19 protein-coding genes are annotated in these 23,299 nt (G+C 63.3%); 14 read left to right on the top strand and 5 right to left on the bottom strand.

Translation table 11 applies throughout. The features are described from left to right. Positions 1-8: 8 nt before the first annotated feature. From AC07OF_RS11105 to AC07OF_RS11040, 14 genes are all read left to right on the top strand, one after another. On the top strand, positions 9-1,766 hold the full coding sequence (locus AC07OF_RS11105; protein ID WP_495072889.1) for a bifunctional alpha/beta hydrolase/class I SAM-dependent methyltransferase: 1,758 nt from the start codon (positions 9-11) through the stop codon (positions 1,764-1,766). After that, entirely contained in the window at positions 1,766-3,118 is a 1,353-nt protein-coding gene (locus tag AC07OF_RS11100) for a phosphatase PAP2/dual specificity phosphatase family protein (RefSeq protein WP_495072888.1), read from the top strand. The genes AC07OF_RS11105 and AC07OF_RS11100 overlap by 1 nt, the downstream gene beginning before the upstream one ends. After that, positions 3,108-3,557 (top strand): hypothetical protein, encoded by a 450-nt coding sequence (locus tag AC07OF_RS11095; RefSeq protein ID WP_157191783.1) that lies wholly within the window; start codon positions 3,108-3,110, stop codon positions 3,555-3,557. The genes AC07OF_RS11100 and AC07OF_RS11095 overlap by 11 nt, the downstream gene beginning before the upstream one ends. Before the next feature lie 15 nt (positions 3,558-3,572). Further along, positions 3,573-4,193 (top strand): lysophospholipid acyltransferase family protein, encoded by a 621-nt coding sequence (locus tag AC07OF_RS11090; RefSeq protein ID WP_157191782.1) that lies wholly within the window; start codon positions 3,573-3,575, stop codon positions 4,191-4,193. Between the two features lie 2 nt (positions 4,194-4,195). Next, a complete protein-coding gene (locus tag AC07OF_RS11085) occupies positions 4,196-5,128 on the top strand; it encodes a phosphatidate cytidylyltransferase (protein ID WP_191831970.1) in 933 nt (310 codons plus the stop codon). A 172-nt stretch (positions 5,129-5,300) separates the two neighbouring features. Beyond that, the gene (locus AC07OF_RS11080; RefSeq protein WP_038608766.1) at positions 5,301-6,260 is read left to right on the top strand and encodes an AAA family ATPase; all 960 of its coding nucleotides are present in this window, start codon (positions 5,301-5,303) and stop codon (positions 6,258-6,260) included. 4 nt (positions 6,261-6,264) lie between these two features. Continuing rightward, positions 6,265-7,209, top strand: coding sequence for a DUF58 domain-containing protein (locus tag AC07OF_RS11075; RefSeq protein WP_038608762.1), 945 nt, complete (start codon positions 6,265-6,267; stop codon positions 7,207-7,209). Next, on the top strand, positions 7,206-7,700 hold the full coding sequence (locus AC07OF_RS11070) for a DUF4381 domain-containing protein (protein ID WP_191831971.1): 495 nt from the start codon (positions 7,206-7,208) through the stop codon (positions 7,698-7,700). The genes AC07OF_RS11075 and AC07OF_RS11070 overlap by 4 nt, the downstream gene beginning before the upstream one ends. After that, positions 7,693-8,769 (top strand): vWA domain-containing protein, encoded by a 1,077-nt coding sequence (locus tag AC07OF_RS11065; protein WP_495072887.1) that lies wholly within the window; start codon positions 7,693-7,695, stop codon positions 8,767-8,769. The genes AC07OF_RS11070 and AC07OF_RS11065 overlap by 8 nt, the downstream gene beginning before the upstream one ends. Beyond that, positions 8,766-10,484, top strand: coding sequence for a vWA domain-containing protein (locus tag AC07OF_RS11060; RefSeq protein ID WP_495072886.1), 1,719 nt, complete (start codon positions 8,766-8,768; stop codon positions 10,482-10,484). Before AC07OF_RS11065 ends, AC07OF_RS11060 begins: the two co-directional genes overlap by 4 nt. Further along, complete coding sequence (locus AC07OF_RS11055) at positions 10,481-12,109, top strand: BatD family protein (protein ID WP_495072885.1); 1,629 nt, start codon at positions 10,481-10,483, stop codon at positions 12,107-12,109. The genes AC07OF_RS11060 and AC07OF_RS11055 overlap by 4 nt, the downstream gene beginning before the upstream one ends. A 51-nt stretch (positions 12,110-12,160) precedes the next feature. Then, positions 12,161-13,402 carry an exonuclease SbcCD subunit D C-terminal domain-containing protein gene (locus tag AC07OF_RS11050; RefSeq protein WP_157191775.1) on the top strand — a complete coding sequence of 414 codons (1,242 nt, stop codon included), beginning with the start codon at positions 12,161-12,163 and terminating at the stop codon, positions 13,400-13,402. Beyond that, positions 13,399-17,046, top strand: a complete 3,648-nt coding sequence (locus AC07OF_RS11045; RefSeq protein ID WP_495072884.1) for an AAA family ATPase — start codon at positions 13,399-13,401, stop codon at positions 17,044-17,046. Before AC07OF_RS11050 ends, AC07OF_RS11045 begins: the two co-directional genes overlap by 4 nt. After that, positions 17,043-17,636: a glutathione S-transferase gene (locus AC07OF_RS11040; RefSeq protein WP_495072883.1), complete on the top strand. Its 594-nt coding sequence runs from the start codon at positions 17,043-17,045 to the stop codon at positions 17,634-17,636. The genes AC07OF_RS11045 and AC07OF_RS11040 overlap by 4 nt, the downstream gene beginning before the upstream one ends. Positions 17,637-17,872: 236 nt before the next feature. Here AC07OF_RS11040 and AC07OF_RS11035 read toward each other — a convergent pair whose 3' ends face one another. The 5 genes from AC07OF_RS11035 to AC07OF_RS11015 all read right to left on the bottom strand — a co-directional run bounded on the left by AC07OF_RS11035 (position 17,873) and on the right by AC07OF_RS11015 (position 23,104). Next, entirely contained in the window at positions 17,873-18,052 is a 180-nt protein-coding gene (locus tag AC07OF_RS11035) for a hypothetical protein (RefSeq protein WP_038616324.1), read from the bottom strand. Positions 18,053-18,173: 121 nt separating this feature from the next. Next, the gene (locus AC07OF_RS11030; RefSeq protein ID WP_157191772.1) at positions 18,174-19,313 is read right to left on the bottom strand and encodes a lactonase family protein; all 1,140 of its coding nucleotides are present in this window, start codon (positions 19,311-19,313) and stop codon (positions 18,174-18,176) included. Next, entirely contained in the window at positions 19,279-19,569 is a 291-nt protein-coding gene (locus AC07OF_RS11025; RefSeq protein ID WP_038608737.1) for a DUF5629 family protein, read from the bottom strand. Before AC07OF_RS11025 ends, AC07OF_RS11030 begins: the two co-directional genes overlap by 35 nt. 86 nt (positions 19,570-19,655) lie before the next feature. Next, on the bottom strand, positions 19,656-22,037 hold the full coding sequence (locus tag AC07OF_RS11020; RefSeq protein ID WP_038616321.1) for an efflux RND transporter permease subunit: 2,382 nt from the start codon (positions 22,035-22,037) through the stop codon (positions 19,656-19,658). A 20-nt stretch (positions 22,038-22,057) separates the two neighbouring features. Continuing rightward, positions 22,058-23,104 carry a WD40/YVTN/BNR-like repeat-containing protein gene (locus AC07OF_RS11015; RefSeq protein WP_495072882.1) on the bottom strand — a complete coding sequence of 349 codons (1,047 nt, stop codon included), beginning with the start codon at positions 23,102-23,104 and terminating at the stop codon, positions 22,058-22,060. Positions 23,105-23,299: the final 195 nt, after the last annotated feature.

Raw genomic sequence — 23,299 nt, 5'->3', positions numbered from 1 at the left:
AAGTTGCAATGCGCGAAGCTCAGGATCAGACCTTCACCACCCATGACGGCGTAGCGCTGTTCTATCGCCACTGGCCAGCCGGCAACGCCACGCCGGGCGAACCGCGCAAGGCCGTGCTGCTGTTTCACCGGGGGCACGAACACTCCGGGCGCATTGCCCATCTGGTAGATGAACTGGACCTGGCAGACACCGACTTCTTCGCCTGGGATGCCCGTGGCCACGGTCAGTCACCCGGCGCCCGCGGCGACAGCCCAAGCTTTGCCACCAGCGCCCGCGACGTGCAGACCTTCTGCGAGCACCTGGCCCAGGCCCATGACATCGCCGAAGAAAACATCGCCGTGATTGCCCAAAGCGTAGGTGCGGTGATCGTTGCCACCTGGGTTCACGACTATGCCCCGCGTATCCGCGCACTGGTGCTCGCGTCTCCAGCGTTCAAAGTCAAACTTTACGTGCCCCTGGCCCGGCCGGGGCTGACCTTGCTGCGTAAGCTGCGCGGCAACTTTTTCGTCGACAGCTACGTCAAGGCGCGCTTTCTCACTCACGACCCGCAGCGCATAGCGTCTTATGACCAGGACCCGCTGATCACCAAGAGCATTTCGGTCAATGTGCTCCTGGGCCTCTACGAAGCCGGCGAACGCGTGGTCGCCGATGCCCAGGCGATCGGGGTACCGACCCAGTTGCTGATCTCCGGCGCCGACTTCGTGGTGCATCGCAAACCCCAGGAGCAGTTTTTCGAGCGCCTGGGCAGCGTGCACAAGGAAAAACACATTCTGCCGGGGTTCTTCCACGACACCCTGGGGGAAAAAGATCGCGCCCCGGTCATCGCCCGCATGCGTCGCTTTATCCTGCAGAATTTCGCCAGCCCCTTGAACCGCCCGTCACTGCTGGATGCCGACCGCCTCGGCGCCACCTGTGCCGAGGCCGAGTCGCTGGCCACCGCGCTGCCACGCAACTCCCTGCGCGATCTGTATTGGCGCATGACCAGGGCCAGCCTCGGCCTGGGCAGCAAACTGTCGGCCGGGGTAAAGCTTGGCTTCGACACCGGCTTCGACTCGGGCAGCACCCTCGATTACGTGTACCGCAACCGCGCCACCGGGCTTTCGCCGATTGGCCGGTTGATCGATCGCAATTACCTCGACTCCATCGGCTGGCGAGGTATCCGTCAACGCAAGCTGCACGTCGAAGAGCTGTTGCGCCTGGCGATCACCGGGTTACGCGACCAGCAGCAGCCCGTGCGCATCGTCGACATCGCGGCAGGCCATGGGCGCTATATCCTTGAGGCCGTGCAAGGCATGAGCCCGTTGCCGGAGTCGATCCTGCTGCGTGACTACAGCGACATCAACGTGCGCGATGGCAGCGCGCTGATCGCTGAAAAAGGCCTTGGCGACATCGCCCGATTCGTCAAAGGCGATGCCTTCGACGGCCAGGACCTGGCTGCGCTGTCGCCAAAACCGAGCCTGGCGGTGGTCTCCGGGCTCTATGAACTGTTTGCCGACAATCAGATGGTCGGCCGCTCCCTGGCCGGGCTGGCCGACGCCATCGAACCTGGCGGTTATCTGGTCTATACCGGGCAACCCTGGCACCCGCAGCTGGAGCTGATCGCCCGCGCCCTGACCAGCCACCGCGCAGGCCAGGCCTGGGTGATGCGCCGCCGCAGCCAGGCCGAGATGGACCAGTTGGTGGAGGCGGCCGGCTTTCGTAAAGTGACCCAGCGCATCGACCAATGGGGGATTTTCAGCGTCTCGCTCGCCCAACGGGTGCAATGATGAGCCTGAGCGCCGCCGCCCCGCTGACCGCACGCGAGCCTGGCCTGCTGAAATCCGCCGTGCTCTGGCTGTTGCTACTGGCGCCGTTGTTTTTCAGCACGTACGGCTTCGCCACCTGGGTCACCTCCCAGCGCGATGATGTCGGCAGCCTGGTGTTTGCCTGGGAACAGCATATGCCGTTCTGGCCGTGGACCATCGTGCCCTATTGGTCCATCGATCTGCTGTACGGCTTTTCCCTGTTGCTGCCGCGCAGCCGCCAGGCCCTCAAGCGTCATGCCCTGCGCCTGCTCACTGCCCAGCTGATTGCCGTCAGTTGCTTCCTGCTCTGGCCTTTGCGCTTCACTTTCGAGCGTCCCGAGCTGGACGGTGTGTTCGGCTGGCTGTTTGCCGTACTTGCCGGTTTCGACAAGCCGTTCAACCAGGCCCCCTCATTGCACATCGCCCTGCTGGTGGTGCTGTGGGTGTGCTACGCGCAACATTGCCGGGGCCTGTGGCGCTGGCTGGTGCATGGCTGGTTTGCCTTGATCGGCGTGTCGGTACTGACCACCTGGCAGCATCACTTCATCGATGTGCCTACCGGCGCCCTGGCCGGGTGGTTATGTGTGTGGCTGTGGCCACTGGACCGTCCAGGCATGCTGCAATCCATGCAACTGACACGGGACCACCAACGCTGGCGCCTGGCACTGCGCTACGCGCTCAGTGCCGGGCTGTTTGCCCTGGCGGCCTTCGCCCTGGGCGGCGGCGGATTGTGGCTGTTCTGGCCAGCAGCGGCACTGCTGCTGGTGGCGCTGAACTATGCGTTGTTCGGTGCCAGCGGCTTTCAAAAAGCGCCGGATGGCCATTTGAGCAGTGCTGCACACTGGTTGTTGGCGCCGTACCTGGCGGCCGCCTGGATCAATTCGCGGCTGTGGACCCGCAAGCACCCGCAGCCCGATCAGATCGTTGACGGCGTCTGGCTTGGACGCGTCCCCACAGGCGCAGAGCTGCGGTACAGCTCATTCAAGGCGGTACTCGATGTCTGCGCAGAATTACCCCTGGCCCCTGGCACACGGGCCTATTACAGCGTGCCGGTGCTCGACCTGAGCGTGCCGACCACCGCACAGTGCCTTGAACTGGCCCAGGCACTGGAGCGCCTGCATCAACAAGGCCCGGTACTGGTGTGCTGCGCCTTGGGCTACTCGCGCAGTGCAACGGCTATTGCCGCCTGGCTATTGCACAGTGGCCGCGCCACCAGCGTTGAGGCGGCCATCGCGATGCTTCAACAAGCACGCCCACGCATCGTCCTGCACGCCACTCACCGTCAGGCCCTGGCGCCACTGAGTAAAAACCTGAGAGGACTGAATGAGCACTGACATGCAACTTTACTGCGTGGCCAGCCTGCTACGCCGCGGACATAGCCTGGATCAGTTCTCCACCGGTCTGGCGTTGCTGGGCGTAGCGCTCGGCCTCGCCCCGTGGTGGCAGGGCATCTACAACCCCTGGGTGTTGACGATTGGCTGCGCGCTGTTGCTACTGGGCGCGGTGCAAAAGTATTGGGCATTCAGGGTAGCCTTCGATGCCGATCTGTTTCAACGCATGGCCGACAGCCCGTCCACACTGAGCGACCGCACCCAGGCACTGGATCAGGCCTTGGCCGGATTGGGCCTGCAAGCTGCCAAACGCGGCGATCGGCCGTGGCCGGAACGCAGTCGCAGTGCATTGACCCTGCTGCGCCGCCAGGCGATGGTGCTCGGCGCACAACTTCTTCTGACCCTCGGCGGGCTGCTGGCTAGTCCGTGGTGGACCATTTAAGGATAAGGAATCCACATGCTCGAACCTTTGGTCGCGCACCTCATCACCTCAGCCGCACGCTCAATCACCGGTGCCCGCAGCCTGTGGCTGGGCTGCGGGCCCGAGCCTGTACAGCGCATCTACTTTGCCAATCACAGCAGCCATGGCGACTTTGTGCTGTTATGGGCCTCGCTGCCGCCGGCATTGCGCAAAACCACTCGGCCGGTAGCAGGGGCTGATTACTGGCAAACCTCTGCACTGCGCCGCTATGTGATCAATGAGGTGTTCAACGGCGTACTGATCGACCGTGAGCGCCACGACCCACAAGCCAATCCCCTGCAACCCATGCTCGATGCCCTGGACGGTGGCGACTCACTGATCATCTTCCCCGAAGGCACGCGTAATCAGGAAGAAGGCCTGCTGCCGTTCAAAAGCGGACTCTTTCACCTGGCCACAGCCTACCCACAGGTGCAACTGGTGCCGGTGTGGATCGCCAACCTCAACCGGGTCATGCCCAAGGGCCGTGTACTGCCGTTGCCGTTGCTCTGCACCACCAGCTTCGGCGCACCACTGCAGCTCGAAGACGGTGAGAGCAAAACACAATTTCTACAACGTAGCCGTGCCGCGTTGCTGGACCTGGCCCCGGAGCATTGCTGAACATGGATAACCAGACCCTGACGTTATTTGCCGGCATCGGCGCGCTGCTGCTGTCGGCCTCGCTGATCGGCTTGATCCTCAAATGGCGAACCGCTGGCAGCGCCAATGCCGTGATCGACAACCTCAATGCGCGGATCAATGCCTGGTGGGTGATGGTGCTGGTCATCGGCATCGCCTTCTGGCTGGGCAACGGTGCAGTGATCCTGCTGTTCTACGCCGTATCGTTCTATGCCTTGCGTGAATTTCTCACCCTGACCCCGACCCGGCGCAGCGACTACCCGGCCCTGGTGGCAGCGTTCTATCTGGCGCTGCCGCTGCAATACCTGCTGATTTACGCCGACTGGTATGGATTGTTCTCGATCTTCATTCCGGTCTACGTGTTCTTGCTGCTGCCGATCCTCGCGTCCCTGGGCGGTGACAGCGCGCACTTTCTCGAGCGCGCCTCCAAAGTCCAGTGGGGCCTGATGATCGCGGTGTACTGCATATCGTTCGTGCCGGCCCTGCTGACCCTGGACATCGCCGGCTACGAGGGCCGCAACCTGCTGCTGATCGCTTACCTGGTGATCGTCGTGCAACTGTCCGATGTGCTGCAGTACGTCTGCGGCAAGTTGTTCGGCAAGCACAAGATCGCCCCCAACCTGTCACCGTCGAAAACCGTCGAAGGCTTCGTCGGCGGCCTGTTGCTGGCGTCACTGATCGGCGCTGCGCTGTGCTGGATCACCCCGTTCAACCTCTGGCAGTCGTTCCTGATCGCGCTGCTGATCAACCTGTTGGGCTTTGCCGGCGGCATTGTCATGTCAGCGATCAAACGCGACCGTGGGGTCAAGGACTGGGGGCACATGATCGAAGGCCACGGCGGCATGCTCGATCGCCTGGACTCGGTGTGCTTTGCCGCGCCGATCTTCTTTCATCTGGTGCGTTACTGGTGGACCTGAGCCTGTTCCTACCGCAGTCGGTGGGAGCGGGCTTGCCCCGCGAGGTGTTTTCGATTTGCACAAAATTACCTGCCGCCATTAGTAGCCTGAGGCCCGGATAGATTAAAGTAACAGCCCCCGCCCGGGCGCTTTCACGCCGCACGCCCAGGCTTTTGTCCAGGAACCTTCAACGATGGAACACCGTGAGGCGCTGATCGCGCTGCGCACCTTTCTTTCAACCCAGATCCTTGGTCAGGAAAAACTCGTCGAGCGCTTGCTCATCGTGCTCCTGGCCGATGGCCACATGCTGGTCGAAGGCGCCCCTGGCCTGGCCAAGACCAAGGCCATCAAGGAACTGGCCGAAGGCGTCGAAGCCGAGTTCCATCGTATCCAGTTCACCCCCGACCTGCTCCCGGCCGACATCACCGGTACCGAAATCTACCGTCCGGAAACCGGCAGCTTTGTGTTCCAGCAAGGGCCGATCTTCCACAACCTGGTACTGGCCGACGAAATCAACCGCGCCCCGGCCAAGGTCCAGTCGGCATTGCTCGAAGCCATGGCCGAGCGCCAGGTCAGCGTCGGGCGCAGCACCTACGAGCTGTCGCCATTGTTCCTGGTCATGGCCACGCAAAACCCGATCGAGCAGGAAGGCACCTACCCGCTGCCCGAAGCCCAGCTCGACCGTTTCCTCATGCATGTGAAAATCGGCTTCCCGGACGCCTCCGTGGAACGCCGGATCCTCCTGCAGGCCCGCGGCGAAGCCCTCAATGGCGAGGCCAAGCCCGAGCGCCGGGTCAGCCAGCAGGCGATCTTCGCCGCGCGCAAGGAAATCCTCGGCCTGTACATGGCCGATGCGGTGGAGGAGTACCTGGTACAACTGGTGATTGCCACCCGCACACCGGGCAAATTCGATCCGGAGCTGGCCGACTGGATCGCCTATGGCGCCAGCCCGCGCGGCTCGATCGCCCTCGACCGTTGCGCACGCGCCCATGCCTGGCTGGCCGGGCGCGATTTCGTCAGCCCCGAGGACATCCAGGCGGTACTGTTCGACGTGCTGCGTCACCGCATCATTCTTTCCTTCGAGGCCGAGGCCGCCGGGATCGATCAGGACCGGGTAATCCAGCGCGTCCTCGACGTCGTCGCCGTCGCCTGACGCCATGCCCGATCGCCTGCTGGCCGCGCCCGGAATCCGTATCAGCCTCGCCGAGCTGATCGAGATGCGTCATCGTGTGCGCGAAGTGCAATTGTTCTCCCGGCCCGGCCAGCGCAGCCCGCTGGTGGGGCTGCACCACTCGAAGCTGCGTGGCCGCGGAGTCGACTTCGACCAGGTACGGGTCTACCAGGCCGGCGACGATGTGCGCAACATCGACTGGCGCGTGACCGCACGCACCCAGGAGCCGCATACCAAACTCTTCCATGAGGAGCGCGAGCGGCCGATCTACATTCTCGTCGAACAAAGCCAGCGCCTGTTCTTCGGCTCGGGACTGATGTTCAAATCGGTGCTCGCCGCCCAGGCCGCGGCGCTGATCGGCTGGGCCGCCCTGGGCCACAACGACCGCATCGGCGGCCTGGTGTTCGGCGACAACGAGCACTACGAAATCAAACCGCGGCGCAGCAAGCAGAGCCTGCTGCAATTGCTCAACCGCCTGGCCCGGGTCAACCAGTCGCTGCATACCGAAGCCAAGCCCCAGGCCGACAGCCTCGGACTGGCCCTGCGCCGCGCCCGTGAAGTACTGCGCCCGGGCAGCCTGGCGATCATCATCTGCGACGAGCGTGCCTTGAGCCCGGCGGTGGAACAGCAACTGAGCCTGCTGTCGCGCCACTGCGACCTGCTCCTGCTGCCGCTGTCCGACCCGCTCGACCACGCCCTGCCCGCCGCCGGCCTGCTGCGCTTTGCCCAGCACGGCGCGCAACTGGAGCTCGACACCCTCGACCCGACCCTGCGCCGCAGCTACCGTCAACAGAGCGAAGCGCGTATCGAGCGCTGGGAACTGCTGGCACAGAAGCTGCGGGTGGTGCTGATGCCGCTGAGCACACAAAGCGAAATGATCGAACAACTGCGCGAGTACCTCAATGCGCAACGACCGGGGAAAGCCCAGTGAACCCGCTGGAGCAACTGCAGCCACTGATCAGCCCGCCGCCGATCAGCTGGTGGCCACTGGCACCGGGCTGGTGGCTGTTGCTTGCCCTGCTACCGCTGCTGGGTTGGGGCGTGTGGCGCCTGCGCCACTGGCGTCCGGGCAAAAAGCCCATCGTGCGCGCCGAACTGCCCCTCGATCCGATCCGTATCGAAGCGCTGGCGGAACTCGCGCGCCTGCCCAAGCCCTATGACGGAGAACCAGCCGGCGCCTGGCTGCAGCAGATCAACGCACTGCTCAAACGCCTGTGCCGCAACCACTACCCCGGCAGCCACAGCCATACCCTCAATGGCCGGCAGTGGCTGGCCTTTCTCGACAACCGTTGCCCGGCCGCCGGCCTGACCCGCTGGATGGTCCTGGTCGAAGGCGCCTACAAGCCCGAATGCAAGCTCGACGACAAGGCCATCGCCGGGCTCAATCAAGCGGTCGAAACCTGGATCCGTAAACATGTTTGAACTGGCCTGGCCGTGGGTGTTCCTGCTGTTGCCGCTGCCCTGGCTGGCGCGCTTGCTGCTGCCTGGTGCCGACAGTGGCGAACCGGTGCTCAAGGTCAGCTTTCTCAATGAACTCGAAGGCCTGGCCGGGCGTCGTGCGCGTCTGAACCTGCCAACCTGGCGCCAGCAGGCCCCCTTTGTCGTGGTTTGGCTGTTACTGCTGCTGGCCGCCGCCCGCCCGCAGTGGCTGGGCGAGCCGGTGCCGGTGTCCGCCAGCGGCCGCGACTTGCTGGTGGCGGTGGATGTCTCCGGCTCCATGGACTTTCCCGACATGCACTGGCAGGACGAAGAAGTCAGCCGTCTGACCTTGGTCAAGACTCTGCTCGGCGACTTTCTTGAAGCCCGCCAGGGTGACCGTGTCGGCCTGATCCTGTTCGGCAGCCAGGCCTACCTGCAAGCACCGCTGACCTTCGACCGGCGTACCGTACGTACCTTCCTCGACGAAGCGCAGATCGGCATTGCCGGCAAGAACACCGCCATCGGCGATGCCATTGGCCTGGCACTCAAGCGCCTGCGCCAGCGCCCGGCGCAGAGCCGGGTACTGGTGCTGGTCACCGACGGCGCCAACAACGGCGGACAGATCCACCCACTGACCGCCGCCCGCCTGGCCGCCCAGGAAAACGTACGGATCTACACCATCGGCATCGGCGCCGACCCGGAAGAAACCGGCACTGCCGGCTTGCTCGGGCTCAATCCGAGCCTGGACCTGGACGAAGCCTCGCTCAAGGAAATTGCCGGGCTGACCGGCGGCACCTATTTCCGCGCCCGTGACGGCGATGAGCTACGGGATATCGATGATGCCCTGGACCGTCTGGAGCCGGTGGCCCAGCAACCGACCCAGGCGCGTACGGCCGAAGCCTTGTACAGCTGGCCGCTGGCGCTGGCCTTGCTGCTCAGCGTATTGCTGGTGATCCAGGAACAATGGCCGGACAACCGCCTGCAACGTCTGCTGCGCAGGCCAAGCTTTCTGGTTCCACATGCGCAGTGGCGTGAGCGGCTCAAGCGCCTGCGCCTGAGGAGACGCCGATGATGGCTCTATGGCCTCAATGGCTGCGCCCGGCCTGGCTGATCGTTTTGCCCCTGCTCGCCTGGTTGCTGTGGAAGCTCTGGCACCGGCAGAAACGCGCCGGGCGCTGGCAAATGATCCTGCCGCCCAGCTTCCATGCCGTACTGCTGGGCGGTGGTAGTGGCCGCGACAGCAAACTGCCGTGGATTGCCCTGGGTCTGGCCTGGCTGCTCAGCGTACTGGCGCTGGTCGGTCCCAGCTGGCAACGCCTGGAAGAAACCCGCCAGCGTCCTGCCGATCCGCTGGTGATCCTGCTCGAGCTGACCCCGCAGATGCTCGCCGAGGATGTCGCACCGACCCGCCTGGAGCAGGCGCGGCGCAAGATTCTCGACCTGCTCGAACACCGCCGCGACAGCCAGACCGCCATCATCGTCTATGCCGGTAGCGCCCACACCCTGGTGCCGCTGTCGGACGACCTGGCCACCAGCCGCAACCTGCTTGAAGCCCTCGACCCGTCGATCATGCCGCAGACCGGCCAGCGCGCCGACCTCGCCGTGCGCAAGGGCCTGGCCTTGCTCGCCCAGGCCGGTCTGGGCCAGGGTCGCTTGCTGCTGGTGGGCTCGTCCTTGAGCCCGCAGGAGCGCGAAGCCATCAAGCAAGCCCTGGGGCGCCAGGGCCCGAGCCTGCTGATGCTGGGGATCGGTTCGGCACAAGGCGCTCCGGTCAGGCAAGCCAATGGTGAATTCCTCAAGGACGATCAGGGCGGTATCCTTCTGCCACGTCTGGACAGCGCCAGCCTTAGAGCATTTATCAGCAGCACCGGCGGGCGTTATCGCAACGCTCGTATCGACGACCTCGACCTGCGCGGTCTGCGTCTGTTCGAGAACCCGAAAAGCCTGCGCGACGACGGTCAGACGCTGCAGTTGGACAGTTGGGCCGACCAGGGCTACTGGCTGCTGTTGCCTCTGCTGCTATTGGCAGCCTGCGCCGGCCGCCGTGGCTGGCTGTTCTGCCTGCCACTGCTGCTGGTGTTGCCGCAACCGAGCTACGCCTTCGAGTTCAATGACCTGTGGCTGCGTCCCGACCAGCAAGGCCAGCGATTACTCGAGCAACAGCGTCCGAATGAAGCCGCCGAGCACTTCCAGGATCGCCAATGGAAAGGCCTGGCCCTCTATGAGGCCGGCGACTACGACGCTGCCGCACGCCTGTTTGCCCAGGGCAACAGTGCTGCAGACCACTACAATCGCGGCAACGCCCTGGCGCGTAGCGGGGAACTTGAAGCGGCGCTGGATGCCTATGAACAGGCGCTGGAGCGCCAGCCGGAATTGCAGCCTGCCTTGAGCAACAAGGCGCTGGTCGAACAACTGCTGCAACAACGTCAGGCCGAACAGCCCGAGCAACCACCCGAGCAAAACCAGCAGAGCGACGCCAACGCCCAGACTGACAGCAACAGCAGCGCCCAGAACAGTCAGGACCCGGCCAGCGAAAAGCCGGCGCAACAGCCCAGCGACACCCACAAGGACGACAGCAACAACAGTGAGCAGGCACAGACCCTGGCCAACAACGGCGATGATGAAGAAACCACCCGGCCACCCCAGCGCCCGCTAGACAGCACCCTGGATGCCGAACAGCGCCAGGCGCTGGAACAATGGCTGCGGCAGATCCCGGACAACCCGGCAGAACTGCTTCGGCGTAAATTCTGGTACGAACAGCAACAACATCAGGAACCCCATCGATGAGTCGCGTCTGCGTCTTTGTGCTCGGCCTCTTACTCTGCCTGCAGGTGCAGGCCGCGGCGCTGCTCGCCAGCGTCGATCGCACACGCCTCAACGCGGGCGAAACCCTTGAGCTGACCTTGCAGACCCGCGACGTAACCCAGTTCGGCAAACCGGACCTGAGCCCGCTGCAAGCCAATTTCGAAGTCCGTGACACCCGCCAGGTCAACAGCCTGAACAGCCTCGACGACCAGAACGCTGCCGGCACCCGCTGGATCATCACCTTGCTGCCGCGCCAGAGCGGCAGTGTGGAAATTCCGGCGCTGCAACTGGGCGAGCTGCGCAGCGAGCCGATCAGCCTGCAAGTCCTCACGCAGCAAGCCAGCAGCGAGAATCACGGTCCGGTGTTCATCGATGCCAGCCTCGATCAACCCGAAGTCTACGTGCAGGCCCAGGCGGTACTGACCCTGAGCATCTATCACTCGGTGCCGCTATACGATGACAGCAGCCTGAGCCCGCTGCAGATCGACAACGCCAAGGTCGAACCGCTGGGTGAATCGCGCACCTTCGAGAAGGATATCGACGGTGTGCGCCACGGGGTGATCGAAATGCGCTATGCGATCTACCCGCAGCAAAGCGGCGACCTCAACATCCCGGCGCTGGCGTTCAGCGCCACGGCTGCACAGAATGATGCCGAGCAAGAACTCAATGCCCCCAGGGCCGGCAAACAGGTACGTGTCGACTCCACGCCGCTGGTGCTGACGGTCAACCCGATCCCCGCCGATTACCCGGCCAATGCGCCCTGGCTGCCGACCAGCAACCTGAGCCTGGAAGAACACTGGAGCCCCGACCCGGCGCAACAGCAGACCCAGATCGGCGACTCCCTGACCCGGACCGTGACGGTGCAGGCCGAAGGCCTGTCCAGTGCCCAGCTGCCACCGTTGCCGGCCACCGAAGTGACCGGCCTGCGCCGCTACCCGGACCAGCCGCAACTGCGCAACCAGGTCAATGACCGGGGCTTGCTCGGCATTCGCGAGGAACGTGAAGCCTTGGTCCCGACCCACAGCGGCAACCTGGAACTGCCCGCTCAGGAGGTGTTCTGGTGGAACACCCGTGAAGACCACCTGGAGCACAGCAGCCTGCCGGCGCGCAGCCTGCAGATCGAGGACAACCCGGCCCTGAGCGCCGACAAACCGGCCAACATCGACCCGGTCAGTGTCACCACCCGGCCGCTCTGGCCCTGGCAACTGAGTACCGCGTTACTGGCCCTGACCACCCTGCTCGGCTTCGCCCTGTGGTGGCGCGCCCGTTCGCAACCGGCGGTGCTGCGTGCCGCCCAGAGCGGACCGAGCCCACGCACCCTGCTCGACGATCTCAAGCGCGCGTGCCAGGCCAACGACCCACAGGCCACCCGCCAGGCCCTGGACGCCTGGGCCCGGCAACAGCCGGAAACCCTGGCGGAAATGGCCGCGCGCTTCGTGCCGTTGTCCGACGCCCTGGATGGTCTCAACGGTGCCCTCTACAGCGAAAGCGGGCAGTATTGGCAAGGTGAGGAACTGTGGCGTGCCATCGGCACCATTCCCGCGGCTGAACAGCTCCAGCCAACGGCCAGCGAAAACGGCAGCCTGCCGCCCTTGTACCCCAAATAACCCCAAGGCGTGACGCTCAACGCGTTGCGCCGGTAATCTGCGGAACCCTTCATGCGTCTGTTTCACACCTCCGACTGGCACCTGGGACAAACCCTGCATGGCCAGGAACGCGACTTCGAACACGCCTGTTTCCTTGACTGGCTGCTCGGCCAGCTCAAGCTGCGCCAACCTGATGCGCTGCTGATTGCCGGCGACATCTTCGACACGGTCAACCCACCGGTCAAAGCCCAGGAGCGGCTCTACGACTTTATCGTCCAGGCCCACGAGCAACAGCCGAAACTGAACATCGTGATGATTGCCGGCAACCACGACTCGGGTTCGCGCATCGAACTGCCAGCGCCGTTGATGCGGCGCCTGCGCACCCATGCCCTGGGCCGGGTGCAGTGGCTCGATGACGGCGTCCTCGACAGCGATCGCCTGCTGATTCCACTGACCAACGCCCGCGGCAAGGTCGCGGCCTGGTGCCTGGCCCTGCCCTTCCTGCGGCCGGCCGAAGTGACCGGCGCACAGCTGGGCGATGACTACCTGCGCGGTATCGGCCAGGTGCACGAGCGCCTGATCGAAGCCGCGCTGGAACGACGCAAGCCCGGCCAGGCGCTGATCGCTGTCAGCCATGCGCACATGGCCGGTGGCTCGGTCTCGGAAGACTCCGAGCGCAGCCTGATCATCGGCAACGCCGAAGCCCTGCCCGCCAGCCTGTTCAGCAAGGACATCAGCTACGTCGCCCTGGGCCACCTGCACAAACCGCAGCGGGTCAACCGCGAGGAGCGCATCCGCTACAGCGGCTCGCCGATTCCACTGTCATTCTCGGAAATTGGCTATCAGCACCAGATTCTCGAAATCGAACTCGATGGCAGCCAGCTGGCCAGTGTCGAAACGCGCCTGATCCCCCGCGCCGTGCACCTGCAGCGCCTCGGCCCGGCACCGCTGGCGGAGATTCTTGAGCAACTGGCCGAGCTGCCGGTAGTCGACCTGCTCGATGACCCGCAGCGCCAACCCTGGCTGGAAGTGCGTGTGCGCCTCGACGAGCCGCAACCGGACCTGCGTCAGCAACTGGAAAGCGCCCTGCACGGCAAGGCCGTGCGCCTGGTGCGCATTGGCGCCGAATATGCGGGTAACCGCGAAGGTGAAGCGCTGGATGACGCCGCCCTGGTGGAGCTCGGCCAGATGACGCCGCAGGAACTGTTCAGCCGCGCCTGGGCCCAGGCCTATGGCAACGCCGTGGACGAGCAGACCCTGGCCGACTTCGCCCTGTTATTGCAGGACGTTCAACAGCAAGAGGAGCAGCCATGAAGATTCTCGCCATCCGCCTGAAAAACCTGGCATCCCTGGCTGGCCCGTTTGAAATCGACTTCACTGCCGAGCCCTTGGCCAGCGCTGGCCTGTTCGCCATCACCGGCCCTACCGGTGCCGGTAAAAGCACGCTGCTCGATGCCCTGTGCCTGGCTTTGTTCGGCGCGGTGCCGCGACTGAGCAATATCGGCCGCGAAACCAAGCTGCCGGAAGTCGACAGCGACATCCTCACCAGCGACCCGCGCACCTTGCTACGCCGCGGCACCGGCAGCGGTTTTGCCGAAGTCGACTTCGTCGGTGTCGATGGCCGTCGCTATCGCGCACGCTGGGAAGCCAACCGCGCCCGCGACAAAGCCAACGGCAAGCTGCAAGGCAGCCGCCAGAGCCTGCACGACCTGGACAGCGACCAACTGCTGAGCAACCAGAGCAAAGGTGAATACAAGCAACTGATCGAAGCCCGCCTGGGGCTGAACTTCGAGCAGTTCACCCGCGCCGTGATGCTGGCCCAGAGCGAGTTCAGCGCCTTCCTCAAGGCCGACGACAAAGACCGCAGCGAACTGCTGGAAAAACTCACCAACACGGCGATCTACAGCCAGTTGGGGCGTCGCGCCTACAGCAAGAGCAAAGAAGCCGAAGAAGTCCACAAGGCCCTTGAAGACCAGGCCGCTGGCGTCATGCCGATGACGCCTGAGGCCCGCGCCGACCTCGACCAACGCTATGCTCAGGCACTGGAGCGTCTCAAGGGCGAGCAGGCGCAACTGCGTCAGCTCGAACTGCAACGCGCCTGGCTGACCGAACTGCAGCAGCTGCAAAACCAGGTACACAGCAGCAACGAGCAACTGCTCAGCGCCCGGCAGCACAGCGACAGCCTGCAAGGCGAACGCCTGATCCTGGTACGCCTGGAACAACTCGCCCCGCAACGTCATCAATTTGCCCGTCAGCAGGCACTGAGCAACCAGCTTTCACCCTTGGCCGCGAGCATCAGCGCCTTGCGCCAACAACACGACGAACTGCACACGCGTCAGCAACAGCTGCACGACCTTCAGCACAACGCCCAGCAGGTACTGAACCAGGCCCTGGCCGAACAAAGCGACAGCGCGCCTTTGCTGCGCCAGGCCTTTGCCGAGCAGAATAGCGTCGCCCGCCTGTCACAGGAGCTGGGCAACTGCCTGGCGCTTAAACAGCAGGCCGAGCAAGCCTGCAGCGAAGGCCAGCAACAGTTGCTCAACCTTGCCGAACAACAGCGCCTGAGTGCAGAACGCCTCGACCAGATCAGCCAACAGCTGGCCCAGAGTGCATCCCTGACCGGCCTGAGCGAAGCCTGGAATGCCTACCGCGATCGCCTGCAACAGCTGATGCAACTGGGAAACCGCCTCAATCAGGGGCGCGTCGAACTGCCCGGCCTGCAAACCCGTGCCGAACAGGCAAGCGCTGCTCTCGAGCAACAGCGTGCCGCCATCGCCCTGCTCTACCACGAAGCCCAGGCTGAACCCGAAGCCCTGGCCGAGCAGATCGGCCTACTTGGCGAGCTGCTGCAGAAAAATCGCCAGCAGCAACGCCAGGTGGAAGAACTCAACCGGCTGTGGAGCCAGCAGCAAGAGCTGGAACAACGCCTCAATGCCCTGCGCGAGCGCCAGCAAATCGCCCTCAAGCAGCGAGAACAGCTGATCAGCGAAGGCCTCAACGGCAAGAACCAGCTGACCGCCGCCGAACAAACGCTCAATGTCACCCGCCAGTTGCTCGAACGTCAGCGTCTGGCCCGCAGCCAGAGTGTCGAAGAGCTGCGCGCACAACTTCAGGATGACCAGCCCTGCCCGGTGTGTGGCAGCCAGGAGCATCCCTACCATCAGCCCGAAGCCCTGCTGCAGAGCCTCGGGCGGCATGACCAGGATGAAGAACACAACGCCCAGCAGGCAGTCGATGAACTGAAGAAGAAGCTCGACGAACTGCGCACGCAACTGGGCGGCGTCAACGGTCAGATCAAGGAATACCTGCACCAGCAGGAGCAACTGTCCGAGCAACTGCAAGGCCTGGCGCCGAGCCTGCAGGCACACCTGCTCTACCCGGCATTGTCCGACCAGGAAGTCAGCCAGCGCACGGCCTGGCTGGAGCTGCAGGCCCGCCGCCTGAACGATGACATCAGCCGCGACGAACAGCGCCAGAACGCCCTGCTGACCCTGCAGAAGGATGCCGCCCGCCTGCAGCAGCAACTGCAAGCCGCGAACGAAGCCAGCCAGCAGGCCAGCCAGCATCTGCAGCAACAACAGCAAGCCCTGGGCGCCGATCAAGAACGTCTGGAGCAGGAGCTGGCGAGCTTCGCCACGCTGCTGCCCGCCGACACCCTCGATGAACTGCGCCGTGAGCCGGCCGCAACTTTCCTGCGTCTGGACCAGCAACTGGCCCAGCGCCTGGACCTGCTGCAACGGCAAAAAGATGAGCAGCTCGAGCACAGCGAACGCCAGCAGACCCTGGACAAGGCTCAGCTCCAGCAACAGACGCGGGCACAAAAGCAGCAGGAGCTGCAGGTGCAATTCGCCGAGCTTGAACGCCAACAGCAACAGAGCCAGGCCAGCCTCACCAGCCTGCTCGCCGGGCAACCCGGTGCCGAGCAATGGCAGCACCACCTGGAACAGGCGGTGGAGCAGGCTCGCCAGCAACAGGCGCAAGCAGCCCAGCAATTGCAGGACACCCAGGCACGCCTGATTGAACTGGCAGCCGAACTCAAGGCCAAGGGCGAGCGTTTGAGCGCCCTGGAACAGGAACACGCCGAGGTACGCGGCCAGATCGAGCAATGGCGCCAGGGTCATCCCGAACTGGACGACAGCGGCCTGGAACAATTGCTGGCCCTGGACGACAGCGCCGTCAGCCAGTTGCGTCAGCGTCTGCAGGACAGCGAGAAAGCCCTGGAGCAAGCACACATTCTGCTCAAGGAGCGCCAGCAGCGCCTGGAGCAGCATCAGGCCCTGGCCAGCCTGGAGGTGCCCGCCGAGGCGCTGGAGCAGGCACTGCAAACCCTGCAGGAACAACTGTCGGCCAGCGAACAGGCCTGCGCCGAACTGCGTGCCGAACAGGCTGACGACCAGCGCCGTCAACAGGCCAACCAGGCGCTGGCCGAGCAAATTGCCCAGGCCTACGGTGAATGGCAACGCTGGGCGCGGCTCAATGCCCTGATCGGCTCGGCCACCGGTGACACCTTCCGCAAGATCGCCCAGGGCTACAACCTCGACTTGCTGGTGCATCACGCCAATGCCCAGCTGCGCCAGCTGGCCCGGCGCTATCGCCTCAAGCGCGGTGGCAGCCTGCTGGGTCTGCTGGTGCTGGATACAGAGATGGGCGACGAGCTGCGCTCGGTGCACTCATTGTCCGGTGGCGAGACCTTCCTGGTGTCGCTGGCCCTGGCGTTGGGCCTGGCGTCGATGGCTTCGAGCACCTTGCGCATCGAATCGCTGTTTATCGACGAAGGCTTCGGCAGCCTCGATCCGGAGTCGCTGCAACTGGCCATGGACGCCCTTGATGGCCTGCAGGCCCAGGGCCGCAAGGTCGCGGTGATTTCCCATGTGCAGGAAATGCACGAGCGCATCCCGGTGCAGATCCAGGTGCGCCGTCAGGGCAATGGTTTGAGTACGGTGGAGGTCAGCGGATGATTCTCTATTCGTTCCGCCGCTGCCCCTGGGCCATGCGCGCACGCCTGGCCCTGCACTATAGCGAATGTCCGGTGGAGATCCGCGAAGTCAGCCTCAAGGCCAAGCCGGCCGAGCTGCTCGCGCTTTCGCCCAAAGGCACGGTACCGGTACTGAGCGCCGATGAGCAGGTGCTGGATGAAAGCCTGGATATCATGCGCTGGGCCCTGGCCCGGCATGATCCGCAGGACTGGCTGCTACGTACCAACCCCGAGGCGGCGCAAGCGGCCGATGCGCTGATCGCGCGCAATGACCGGGATTTCAAGGTCCAGGTCAACCTGTACAAATACGCCGAGCGCTACCCGGAGCACTCACGTGAGTACTACCGGGCGCAAGCTGAAGTCTGGTTGGCCGAACTGGATGAAAGGCTGGCGCATCGGGCGTATCTGTTCGCCGACCACCCGAGCCTGGCCGATGCTGCCTTGCTGCCGTTGATGCGCCAGTTTGCCGGGGTCGAACCGGACTGGTTCGCCAGCGCGCCCTACCCGCACCTGCGTGGGTGGCTGCAGGGTTGGCTGGAGTCGGCGTTGTTCAAAGCCGTCATGGCGCGGTGAGCCCATCGCTGACAAGGCCAGCTCCCACAATGATCGGTGTACACCTTACCTGTGGGAGCCGGCCTTGCCGGCGATAGGGCCAGAAGTCACACCGCCAGGATCGGTGAAGAATAGAGGAACAGCAACACCGCCAGGATTCGCCATTTCATGTCTTTATCCCCTGAGGACAAACGTCAATAAATTAGCGTCAAATTCAATCACATGGCGATATGCTATTACCAGAATATTTACACGCTTCAATGCTGCGACTTGTGGTCCAGCGCGGCATAGAAGTTGGCGCTTTGTTGCAGGTATTTCTGGGTGTAGCTGAGGGTGGAGGATTTTCGCTCGCTGATTTCAACCTGAGCGTGAGCAGGCAGGGCAACCGAAGCAGAAATGGCAGAAGCGGCGATGACCGGGAAGAGATTGAAGTTCATGGCGCTGACCTCGAAGTCTGTGGTTTGAAGTGGCCGTTGCAGGCCGTGGTCCAAACTTACGCCGCTGGCGCGGCGCACAGAAATTCATTGCAGCAGTAGCCATTATCAAGGCGGTTGATAGTCAGTCGATGAACTTGAGGTCCGACGGCGCATCCTGAGGCAGCTTCTGCAGCGTTTCACCGAGCATGCCGCTGCGTGGATCGCGGCGGATCACCACGATCTCGTTGCTTTTCTGGTTGGCCACCAGCAGGAACTTGCCAGACGGATCGATGGTGAATTCCCGCGGGTGATCACCCTCGACACTGCGGCGCTGCACCTGCATCAACTTGCCGCTGTCTTCATCCACGGCAAACACCAGCAACTCGTTGGCCGTACCGCGGTTGCTGACATACAGAAAACGCCCGTCAGCCGACAGGTGCAAGGCGCCTGCGGCCTTGGCCGAGGCATCGTTCTGCTCGGTCAGCGGCAGGCGCTGAAGCTCCTCCAGTTTGCCGTCCTGATGGGCAAAGACCACCACTTGCGCGCTCATTTCCAGGGTCAGGTAGGCCTGCTTGCCATCGCTGCTGAACAGCAGATGGCGCGGCCCGCTGCCCGGCGGCAGATCGATCGCTGGCGGGTCGGCCGGGCTCAGCGGTTTCTTCGGGCTGGCACCGTCATAGCGGTAGATGAACACCTTGTCGGCACCAAGGTCGCTGGCAAACACGAAATGCCCATCAGGCGAGGACACCACCGAATGCACATGCGGGCCGGCCTGGCGCTGCGGATTGGCGCCGCTGGCCTTGTGCTGGTCCTGCTGCACCGAGCCAGACAATTTGCCGTCCTTGGCCACCGGCAACACGCTGAGGCTGCCGCCAGGGGTCGGCTGCACACCGTAGTTGGCCACGAACAGGTAGCGCTGGTCATGGCTGAGGCTGGCATGGGTCGGCTCGTCGCCGGCACTACTGACCTGGTTGAGGGCTTTGAGGCTGCCGTCTTTGGCACTGACGGAAAAACTGCTGGCCTGGCCTTTGCCTGCCCCATTCTCGTTGACGGCGAACAGCAAGCGATTGTCGATCGACAGGGTCAGCCAGGAAGGGTTTTCACTCTTGAGCACCTGCAATGGCTTGGCCTCGATCTGACCGCTGTCACTGTTGAACGCGTAACGGTAGAGCCCTTCACTGGTGCCATCGGTGTAACTGCCCACCAGCAGCTGCGCACCGTGGGCGGTGGCGAACACACTCATGGCACTAGCGATCAGCAGGGTCTTCAGCTGGCGTTTCATCGTCATCCTCGTCCGGGGCGCGAAAGGCACTCATACAGACTAGTCGATGCTCGGTGCTGTCGGCAGCGATCAGCCAATCGCCGCCGTCTGCGCGGGCAGCGGCGATCTGCTCGGGAGTGAAGGACCACTTCTTCAGGGCGCGGCCATCCATGCACTCGATGTGCAGACCGGTATCGTCGAAGGTGAAGTCGAAAGCGTGCAGGCCGTCAATCAGGAGCATGTCGCAGGACTGCAGGACTTGGGAAAGGGTTGTCATTGGGCGGACGTCACGGCTGGAAAAGCGCCATCATACCCCATCGCCAAAAGCATCGCCGGCAAGGCCGGCGATAGGTACAGCGCCGATCAGTGGGCGAAAATCGAACCTCCCGCCTTGCCCGCCATTTTCTCCGGTTTGATCAGGAACCGCGCCAGTGCTGGCAGCAGCCACAGTGCACCGAACATGTTCCACAGCAGCATGAAGGTCAGCATCAGGCCCATATCCGCCTGGAACTTGATCGCCGAGAAGATCCAGGTGCACACACCGATAGCCAGGCACAGGCCGGTGAACAGCACCGCTTTGCCGGTGGACTTGAGGGTCTGGTAGTAAGCCTCTTGCAACGGCAGCCCGGCACGCAGGAAACTTTCCAGGCGACTGTAGATGTAGATGCCGTAGTCGACACCGATACCGACACCCAGCGCCACCACCGGCAAGGTCGCGACCTTGACGCCGATGCCCATGAACGCCATCAACGCGTTGCCGAGCACCGAGGTCAGCACCAGCGGCAGGACAATGCACAGGGTCGCGGCAAAGGAGCGGAAGGTGATCATGCACATCACCGCCACACAGATGTACACCAGGATCAGGATGGTCAGCTCGGCCGACTTGATCACTTCGTTGGTGGCCGCTTCGATACCGGCGTTACCCGCCGCCAGGAGGAACTCCAGGCCTTCCTTGTTGTGGGTATCGGCAAACTCCTGCACCGCCTTGACCGCACGATCGAGGGTCTCGGCCTTGTGGTCGTTGAGGAACACCAGCACCGGCGCCAGCGAGCAGTCGGCGTTGTACAGGCCGTCGGCGCGGGAGATCGAGCTGTTGAGCACATCCGGGTTGCGCGACAGGCTTTCCCATTTCAGGTTGCCTTCGTTCATACCCTTGATCATCTGCTTGGACACAGTGACCAGGGAAATCGCCGACTGCACACCCGGGGTGTTCTCCATCTTCCACATCAGCTCGTCGATCGGCGCCATGGTCGAGTAGATCGAGCAACCCTCGGTCGGAGTCTTGACCATCACCACCAGCACGTCAGAGCTGGTCGAATAGTTGTTGATGATGAAGCTGTTGTCCTTGTTGTAGCGCGAATCCGGACGCAATTCCGGCGCACCCTGGTCGAGGTCGCCGATCTTCAGGTTCTGGCTGTACCAGAGGCCGCCACCGAAGGCAAGCAAGGCCAGGACGATGGACACCGGCGCAACTTTGGCGCTGGCGAAGTTCGACAGCAAGCGCCAGAACGGATGCTCGCGGGTCGCGTCTTTCTTGCTGCGCTCGATGGCCTTCTTGCTGATGCCGACATAGGAAATCGCTACCGGCAACAGGATCAGGTTGGTGAACACGATCACCGCCACGCCGATCGAGGCGCCGATGGCCAGCTCGCGGATCACACCGATGTCGATGATCAGCAAGGTGATGAAGCCCACGGCGTCGGCCAGAATCGCAATCATCCCCGGCAGGAACAACTGCCGGAAGGTACGCCGGGCAGCGGTCAGGGCGTTCTCGGCCTCGCTCGATTGCAGGGCGATACCGTTGATCTTCTGCACGCCGTGGGAGATACCGATGGCGAAGATCAGGAACGGCACCAGCATCGAATACGGATCGAGCCCGAAGCCTACCGCATGCATCAACCCCAGTTGCCAGACCACTGCCACCAGGGTGGTGATCAGCACGGCGATGGTGCTGCGGATACACCAGGTGAACCAGTACAGCAGGATCCAGGTGATCACCAGGGCGATCCCGAAGAACATCGCCACCATGACCAGGCCGTCGATCAGGTCACCGACTTTCTTGGCAAAACCAACAATGTGCACTTTTACATGGGGGTTCTGCGCCTGGAACTTGTCGCGGATCTTTTCTTCCAGTTGATGCGAGAACTGCTGGTAGTCGAGCTTGATCAGCTTGCTCTGGTCCTGCGGATCCGGGTAGGACTCCAGCAGCGGCACGTCAATGATGCTCGACTTGAAGTTGTTGCCCACCAGCCGCCCGACCTGCCCGGACTTGAGCACGTTGTTGCGCAGTTGATCGAGGCTGTCGGCCGAACCGTCGTAGGTATTGGGAATGACTTCACCACCGGCGAAGCCCTCTTCGGTTACCTCGGTCCAGCGTACGCTGGGACTCCACAGCGACTTGAGCCCGGAGCGGTCGACACCGGGAATGTAGAAGACCTCGTCGTGGATCTGGCGCAAGGTCTCCATGTAGTCCTTGCTGAAGATATCGCCATCGGTGGCTTCCACCGAGATACGCACGGTGTTGCCGAGGTTGGCCAGGTCGTTGCGGTGCTCGAGCATCTTCTCGATGAAGGGGTGCTCAAGCGGAATCATCTTCTCGAAGCTGGTCGAAGGACGGATCTGCGTGGCCTGCCAGAACAGGAACACACTGACCAACAGGCAGATGAGGATCACCACCGGACGGTTGTTGAAGATCAGGCGTTCAAGCAACGTCGCCTTGTCCTGATGGTGTTGCTGCTGATTCATGTTGAACTGCTCCTGCTGGCTCATGGCTGCACTCCTTCGGCACCCTGGGCCGAGGCCAGGTGCACGCCACCCTGGCCAACCAGCACCAGGCCTTCACCGTTTCTACCGCTGACGCCCGCCAGGGCGATGCGATCCGCGCGGTTGTAAACGCTGAACGTCTGACCGTCGTCACTGCTACGCAGGACGCTGCCACCATTGCCGACCAACACCAGGCTGCCATCATCGAGAAGCGTAGCGCTTGCCAGGCCAAATTCGAGGGTGCCACGGGCGGCTTTCAGTTCGATCTGCTGCCAGCTGTCACCGAAATCCGTGGAGCGGTAGAGGTTGCCGCGCAATCCATAAGCCAGCAGTGTGCGTGGCTGGGCAGTGCCGATCACGCCGAACAGCGAACCCTGGTAAGGGCCTTCGAGCTTCTGCCAGGTCTGGCCGTCGTCGCTGGAGCGGAACATGCTGCCCTGCTCGCCGACGATGAACAGGCCGGCGTCCTTCACCTGCGCGATGCCATTGAGGTGGAACTGGTCTTCGTTGTCCAGGCGCTCGGCAACGTCGCTCCACTGCTTGCCACCGTCGGTGGTTTCCAGCAATGCACCGTAGGCGCCCACGGCAAAGCCGTGCTCGGCGTCCTTGAACCAGACATCCAGCAGCGGCGCTTCGCGTTGCAGGTCTTCGAATTGCTTGGTCCAGGTCACACCGCCATCAGTGCTGACGAGAATCTGTGCGTCATGACCGACCGCCCAGCCGTGCTTGTCATCGACAAAATACACTGCCGTGAGCAGTTGCCGGGTCGGCACCTTGGATTGGGTCCAGGACTTGCCCTGGTCATCGGAGAAGAGAATATGACCGCGATCGCCAACAGCGACCAGTCGTGCACCTGCACGGGTCACGTCGAGCAACAGGCTTTTTTCGGCTCTGGCCGATTCGGTGGAGTAAACCTGCGCTTCGGACGCTGCTGCCTCGACCGTGCTGGCCCACAGCCCCATTGCCAACACCAGCACTGCGCTGGCGGCCAATACCCCTGGTCGTGCGCGCGCTGCGCAACCGGGACCTGCCATGTACGGCTCGGTCATAGATCTGTCCCCCGATTATTGTTATTTGGGTCAATCTATTTGCGGGTGCTGGCGGAAACCGTGTTCCAGAGCCCCGCAAACGCTGAAAGCCATCCTATCGGGGTTTGCGAAGGGCTGACAACGAACGGGACGTTATCTTTTGTTAAGCGGGGGTAACGCGGGCTCTGTGGGAGCCGGCGTTGCCGGCGATTGGGC

This window comes from Pseudomonas sp. GW821-FHT10B02 (assembly GCF_059415665.1).
Note: the sequence above shows the minus strand (reverse complement) of the source record. Positions and strands in the feature narration are given on the sequence as shown.